The organism is Actinoplanes sp. NPDC048791 (assembly GCF_040650095.1).
In the GTDB taxonomy this organism is placed as follows: domain Bacteria; phylum Actinomycetota; class Actinomycetes; order Mycobacteriales; family Micromonosporaceae; genus Actinoplanes.
Window position 1 is genome coordinate 1 of the sequence record NZ_JBEZGQ010001323.1, and the last position, 1,961, is coordinate 1,961.

1 protein-coding gene is annotated in these 1,961 nt (G+C 69.8%); it reads left to right on the top strand.

What is annotated here, in order from left to right; genetic code table 11:
* The coding region (locus AB0C29_RS45920; protein ID WP_360834322.1) for an error-prone DNA polymerase at positions 1 to 1,961 on the top strand (1,961 nt) is incomplete at both ends.

The window sequence follows — 1,961 nt, forward strand, 5'->3', positions numbered from 1 at the left end:
CGGGCGCGGCGCAGCCTCGACGACATGGACGGCTGGCTGCCCGCTGCCGGCACCGCCCACCTGCGCAGTGGGGCCGAGATGCGGCGGCGGTTCGCGGCGTACCCGGGGGCGGTGGAGAACGCCGCGATGTTCGGTGATGATCTCGCCTTCGATCTGAACCTGGTCGCGCCGAAGCTGCCCGATTTCGACATTCCGCCCGGGCACACGGAGATGAGCTGGCTGCGGGAGCTGACCATGCGCGGCGCGCAGGAGCGGTACGGGCCGCCGCAGGCCCATCCGAAGGCGTACGCGCAGATCGAGCACGAGCTGAAGATGATCGCGGAGCTGAACTTCCCCGGGTACTTCCTGGTGGTCTACGACATCGTGAAGTTCTGCCGGGACGCGGACATCTACTGCCAGGGGCGGGGCTCGGCCGCCAACTCCGCGGTCTGTTACGCGCTGCGCATCACCAACGTGGACGCCGTCGCGTACGACCTGCTCTTCGAACGGTTCCTGGCCCCGGAGCGGGACGGGCCGCCGGACATCGACGTCGACATCGAGTCCGACCGCCGCGAGGAGGTCATCCAGTACGTCTACCGCCGGTACGGCCGGGAGCACACCGCGCAGGTCGCCAACGTGATCTCGTACCGTCCGCGGTCCGCCGTCCGGGACATGGCCAAGGCCTTCGGTTTCTCGCCCGGGCAGCAGGACGCATGGAGCAAGCAGATCGACCGGTGGGGCAGTGTCGCCTCGGTCGACGTGGAGGAGATCCCCGAGCAGGTCGTCGCGTTCGCCAACCAGGTGCAGAACTTCCCCCGGCACCTGGGCATCCACTCCGGCGGCATGGTCATCTGCGACCGGCCGATCATCGAGGTGTGCCCGGTGGAGTGGGGGCGGATGCCGGGGCGCACGGTGCTGCAGTGGGACAAGGACGACTGCGCGGCGATCGAGCTGGTCAAGTTCGACCTGCTGGGGCTGGGCATGCTGTCGGCGCTGCACTACGCGTACGACATGATCGAGTCCGACCTGGACATCGGCACCATGCGGCTGGACGATCCCGAGGTCTACGACATGTTGTGCCGGGCCGATTCCGTCGGAGTCTTCCAGGTGGAGAGCCGCGCGCAGATGGCGACGCTGCCCCGGCTCAAGCCCCGCGAGTTCTACGACCTGGTCGTCGAGGTCGCCCTGATCCGGCCCGGCCCGATCCAGGGCGGCTCGGTGCACCCGTTCATCCGGCGCAAGAACGGCCTGGAGGAGGTCACCTACCCGCATCCGCTGATGCGCAACGCGCTGGAGAAGACCCTGGGTGTGCCGCTGTTCCAGGAGCAGCTGATGCAGCTGGCCATCGACGTCGCGGGCTTCGACCCGGCCGAGGCCGATCAGCTGCGCCGGGCGATGGGATCCAAACGGTCGGTGGAGAAGATGGAACAGATCAAGAGCCGCCTGTACGCCGGGATGGCCGCCCGGGGCATCACCGGTGAGCTGGCCGACGACCTGTTCCAGAAGCTGTCCGCGTTCGCCAGCTACGGCTTCCCGGAGAGCCACGCGATGAGCTTCGCGTACCTGGTCTACGCCAGTTCCTGGCTCAAGCGCTACCACCCGGCGGCGTTCTGCGCGGCGCTGCTCAACGCCCAGCCGATGGGCTTCTACTCGCCGCAGTCGCTGGTCGACGACGCCCGCCGGCACGGCGTCGAGGTGCGCCGCCCGGACATCAACCTCAGCGACGCCACCGCGGTGCTGGAGTCGACCGCGCAGACCCGCTGGGGCAGCGCGCCCGGGGAGCCGCCGCACGCCTGGGGACTGGGTGGCCCGGCCGTGCGGATGGGGCTGAGCAGCGTCCGTACCCTCGGCGCCGACCTGGCCGAGGTCATCGAGCAGGAACGGCGCGCGCACGGGCCGTACCGGGATCTCGCGGATCTCGCGCGCCGGACCGGGTGCTCGACCGCCCACCTGGAGGCCCTCGCGACCGCCGACGCCTTCGC